Annotated in this window: 5 protein-coding genes; all 5 read right to left on the bottom strand. The window is 64.2% G+C overall.

Annotated features, from left to right (window positions below; translation table 11 throughout):
- On the bottom strand, positions 1-615 hold a 615-nt coding region (locus tag EN939_RS21020; protein ID WP_127269512.1), incomplete at its 3' end, for an FAD/NAD(P)-binding protein.
- Positions 612-1784, bottom strand: a complete 1173-nt coding sequence (gene ssuD, locus EN939_RS21025; protein ID WP_127269513.1) for an FMNH2-dependent alkanesulfonate monooxygenase — start codon at positions 1782-1784, stop codon at positions 612-614. The genes EN939_RS21020 and ssuD, both read right to left, overlap by 4 nt.
- Positions 1785-2022: 238 nt before the next feature.
- Entirely contained in the window at positions 2023-2961 is a 939-nt protein-coding gene (locus EN939_RS21030; RefSeq protein WP_127269514.1) for a sugar ABC transporter substrate-binding protein, read from the bottom strand.
- A 14-nt stretch (positions 2962-2975) separates the two neighbouring features.
- Entirely contained in the window at positions 2976-3971 is a 996-nt protein-coding gene (locus tag EN939_RS21035; protein WP_127269515.1) for an ABC transporter permease, read from the bottom strand.
- A partial coding sequence (locus EN939_RS21040) for an ABC transporter permease (RefSeq protein ID WP_164751120.1) occupies positions 3971-4852 on the bottom strand: 882 nt, incomplete at its 5' end. The genes EN939_RS21035 and EN939_RS21040, both read right to left, overlap by 1 nt.

The raw sequence follows: 4852 nt of genomic DNA on the forward strand, positions 1-4852 counted from the left end.
GATCAGCACCGACGCCTCCGGACCAATCCCGGCAAGCGCCGCTGGTGCGTACGGGTCGGCGATGAAACCCGGTGCTTCCGTCAGATGGATCAGCGCGGCTGGAATCGCGGGCTGTGGGTGCGTCGCTGCCAGGACGACGATATCGGCAGCGACCAACCCACTGGACGTATGCACGGTCCAGCCCGCGCCACTGGCATCGCGCGTCACGCGTATGGCGAGACCTTCGGCATGACGGACAAGGCCGGAACCGAGATACGGCGCCAGATGCTCGGCGACGTAGCGACCGAACACACGCCGGCGCGGAAAAGCGTCGCCGTTCTTCCAGATGGCGTCCGGGTCGTGTTCGAGTTCTCCGCTGCCAGTCAACCAGCGTGCAAAATGCTGCGGGTCGTCGGGAGCCATGCTCATCCTGATCGCGGGAACATTAACCCGATGAGACGGTTCCTCGCTGGAATAGGCAAGGCCACCGCCAAGAACCGGTCGTGGCTCGATCACGGAAATGGAAATGCGCTCCGGTCGAGGCATTTGCGCCAGGTGCCACGCCACCGCGGCGCCGGAAAAGCCGCCGCCGATAATGGCGACGCGCAACCGCGAGGACGCAGGAAGCAAGTTCACGAGGCGCTGGCGAGCGACTTCGGCCGGTGGTCGCCGGCGATGGTTTCGCCGAACGGACCGGTGTTTACGGAAGAGCCGGCTGCCTTGACCAGATGGTCGGTCGGCAGTTTCGGCAGCACCAGCTCGCCGAAGCGATAGGCTTCTTCGAGATGCGGATAGCCGGAAAGGATGAAGGTATCGATACCGAGGCGCCGGTACTCGTCGATGCGCTCGGCGATCGTGTCGGGATCGCCGACAAGTGCGGTCCCTGCGCCGCCGCGCACCAGGCCGACGCCGGCCCACAGATTGGGCGCGATCTCGAGCTTGGCGCGATTGCCGCCATGCAATGCGCTCATCCGCGCCTGGCCGACCGAATCCATGCGGGCAAAGACCTTCTGCGCCGAGGCGATCGTCGCATCGTCGAGCCGGCTGATCAGCCTGTCGGCCGCGGCCCAAGCCTCCTCGGTGGTTTCGCGGACGATGACATGCAGCCTAATGCCGAAGGAGAGCTTGCGGCCAGCCTTCTGCGCCAGTTCACGCATGCCGTCCAGCTTGCGCTCGACATCGGCTGGCGGCTCGCCCCAGGTCAAATATTTGTCGATCTCCTGCGCTGCCACAGTCGACCCGGCATCGGACGAGCCGCCGAAGTAGAGCGGGGGATAGGGTGTCTGCACCGGCGGAAACAGCAGCCTTCCATCCTCGATGCGGAAATGCTTGCCCTCATGCTCGACCGTCTCGCCGCTCAGCACCCGCTTGTAGATCCGAAGGAATTCCTGCGTCACCTCGTAGCGCTCGGCATGCGACAGGAAAATGCCGTCGCCCTTGTTCTCCAGCGGATCGCCGCCGGTGACGACGTTGATCAGCAGGCGGCCATTGGAGATGCGATCCAGCGTCGCAGTCATGCGCGCGGCGAGCGTCGGCGACTGCAAACCGGGGCGCACGGCGACAAGGAAACGCAAGCGTTCGGTCATCGGCACGAGAGCCGATGCGATCACCCAGGAATCCTCGCACGAGCGGCCGGTCGGCAACAGCACGCCATAGTAGCCGAGCGTGTCGGCCGCCTTCGCCACTTGCGTCAGATACGGCAGATCGACCGATCTGCCGCCCTCGGCCGTGCCAAGATAACGACTGTCGCCATGCGTCGGCAGAAACCAGAGCACCTTGATGCGGTCCGGCACGACCCGGCTCATGGCCTCTCTCCCGCTGCCTGACGAAGGCGGCCGGATATGCCTGCTTTGGTGAGTAGCTGATGCGAAAGAGTGGGCATGGCGTGGTCCTGTCCGGGTGGAAACCAGATCGCCAGTGCAGATTGCTTATTCCACAAACTCTGTAGAGTTAGTTTATTCCAATTCTGCCGCCGCTATTAGAATTTCTCTCTCTGGCAAGAAAAGGAGGCCGGCCCGAATACACCGGGCCGGCCTCCTTGTATCAGAACGCTGGTTCGACCGCGTTGACGTTGTCCTTGGTGACGACGGTCAGCGGGATGGGCAGCCGGTCCTTGACCTGCTTGCCGTCGATGATCTCGGCCATCGTGTTGATCGCCAGGCGGCCATCCTCGACGGGCGACTGGACGATGGTCGAGTACATTTCATTGGTGCGGATCGATTCGAACGCATCCTTCTGGCCATTGATGCCGACGATCGGCGGTGCGGCCTTGGAGGGGTTGGCCTCCTTCCAGGCATCGATGAAGCCGCGGGCCATCGTGTCGTCATTGGCGTAGACGCCGCTGATCTGGTCGCCGAAGCGTGTGATCAGATCGCGGCTGACCACCAGCGCCTTTTGCTGGTCGAAGTCGGCGTTGACCGTGTCGAGCACCTTGATGTCTGCATTGGTTTCCTTGAGACGGTCGGTGAAGCCGCTGACGCGTCCGATCGTGGTGCCGTTGCCGGCCTGGCCGGCGATGATGACGACGGAGCCCTTGCCGCCGAGCGCCTTGCTCAGCGAGTCCGCCGCCAGCTTGCCTTCCTCGTAGACGTCAGGCCCGGTGAACGACTTGATGAACGGCTTGGCATCGTCGCTCATCGGCGAATTGATGAGGATCGCCGGAATGTTCGCCTGCTGCGCGCGCGCCAGCCCCGGTATGTATGCCTGCGGGTCGAGCGGCCACAGGATGATGCCGTCGACCTTGCGCGCAACGCAGGTGTTGAGCTGCTCGGTGCCTTTCTGGACATCAAAATCCTGGCTGAGGCTCAGGATCTCGATGCCGAGTTCCGCGGCGCGCGCCTGAAGCGCCTTGTTGGCCGGCGTCGCGTAGGCATGCGAATCCGCTGCCGTCACGTAGCAAACCGTCTTGGCACTGGCCCAGCCCGTCGATGCCAGCACAGCCGCCACGGCGGCGACGTGAAGCATGCTTTTCTTGCCAATCATGTGTTTCCTCCCGATCATGTGGTTCCTCCTTGAGTGATTGGATTGTCGCGAACGAGCGCCGGGCGCGTGCCCGGAGCCCTCCCCTTGGTGGTAACGGCCCGATCGAGCACGACGAGCAGGATCAGGATAAGCCCGGACACGACCTGCTGGACGTATGCGGGAACGGACTGGAACTCCATCGCGATGGTCAGCGAGCCGATTGTCAGCACGCCGCCGAGCGTGCCGAGCGCGGATCCCCTGCCGCCTTCGAGACGAGTCCCGCCGACAACGACCGCGGCAATGACGGCGACCGTCAGTTCCGAGCCGAAGACAGGCGAGCCGGTGTTGGTGACGAGGCTCTGGAGAACCCCCGCCAGGCCGGCAAGCGTGCCGGCAAAGACAAAGCCGAGAAAGACGATACGGTCCGAGGCGATACCGCTTTCCTTGGCAGCCGCCGGGTTGGACCCCACCGCAAAGACGTTGCGCCCGGGTATGGTGCGCGTCAGCCAGAAATGCAGCAGCACGATCAGGGCGATGAACAGCGCGCTGCGGAGGGTGAAGACATCGAGATAGATCTTGGCCAGCGCCAGGGAGAGCATGATGTCGGTTCCGGTCACCGGCTGGCTGTTGGTGATCCAGTGGGAGAGCGAGCGGAAAATCAACATCGTCGCGAGCGTCAGCACGAGCGAATTCACCTTCAGGCCGACGACCAGCATGCCGTTGACGGCGCCTGCCAAGGTACCGACCAGGATGCCGACGATCGCCGCAGGGAGAATGCCGATCTCTCGCTGCAGGATGACCGATACGATGCCGGCCAGGGCAAACACCGCGCCACCGGAGAGGTCGATCTGGCCCGATATCAAAAGCACCGTCAGGCCGATCGCGATCAGGCCGATTGTCGCCGCCCGGTCGAGGCCGAGGCCGAGGGTCGATGCCGAGAGGTAGCCGGGGACCACCAGCGCGGAAATGACAAGCGTCAGGCCGAGAATGACGACGACGCGATACTGCGAGACAAGCGAAAGAAAACGCATCACGACACGCCCCGCTTGCGCAGCGCCGCATCCATGCCAACGGCACCGACGATCAGGATGCCGAGCACGAAACCCTGTATCGGCGTGCGCACACCGTCGAGCACCATGACGTTGGTCAACAGTTGCACGAAGATGAGGCCGGCGATGGCCCGTGGCACCGATCCGAAGCCGCCGACGATCGACACGCCGCCGACCACCACCGCCGTGATGGCACTGAATTCGTAGCCGCCGCCGATGAGCGGCCGCGCGCTCTGCAGCGTCAGCCCGAGCAGGCCGCCGCTGATGCCGGAAGCGAGTGCTGTGATCACGAAGGCGCCAGCCTTCACGGCCTGCACCGGAACCGCACTTGCCTCGGCGGCGCTGTAATTGCCGCCGGTGGCAAGCGTCCATCTGCCCCAGAAGGAGCGGGACAGCACGAAATGGCCGACAAGAGCAATGACCAGGAAGATCAGCACCACGACTGGAATGCCGAACAGCCGGCCCTTGGCGAACTCGGCGGAGGCGGGATTGCTGCCATAGACGATGACCCCGCCGACAGCCGCCTGGACGATGCCCAGTCCGATCGTGCCAATGCCGAGCGTGGCAATGATGGGGTTGATGCCGACATAGCCGACCAGGACGCCGTTGAGCAGGCCTATGAGGCCGGCAAGGCCGACGGCCAGGACGAAGGCGGGCAGCGGCCCGATCATCGGCTGCAGCCCGAGCGACAGGATGGCGCCGCAGGCGATGGTGGCCGGCACCGAGAGGTCGGCCAGGCCGCCGACCACGAGCACGAAGGTCATGCCGACGACGACGATGCCGACGATGGACATCGAGGTCAGGACGTTGAGCAAATTGCCTGATGTGAAGAAGGCGGGGCTGACGAAGGAGCCGTAGAGCAT

The sequence above is a fragment of the Mesorhizobium sp. M7A.F.Ca.CA.002.05.1.1 genome (assembly GCF_003998335.1).
GTDB lineage: Bacteria > Pseudomonadota > Alphaproteobacteria > Rhizobiales > Rhizobiaceae > Mesorhizobium.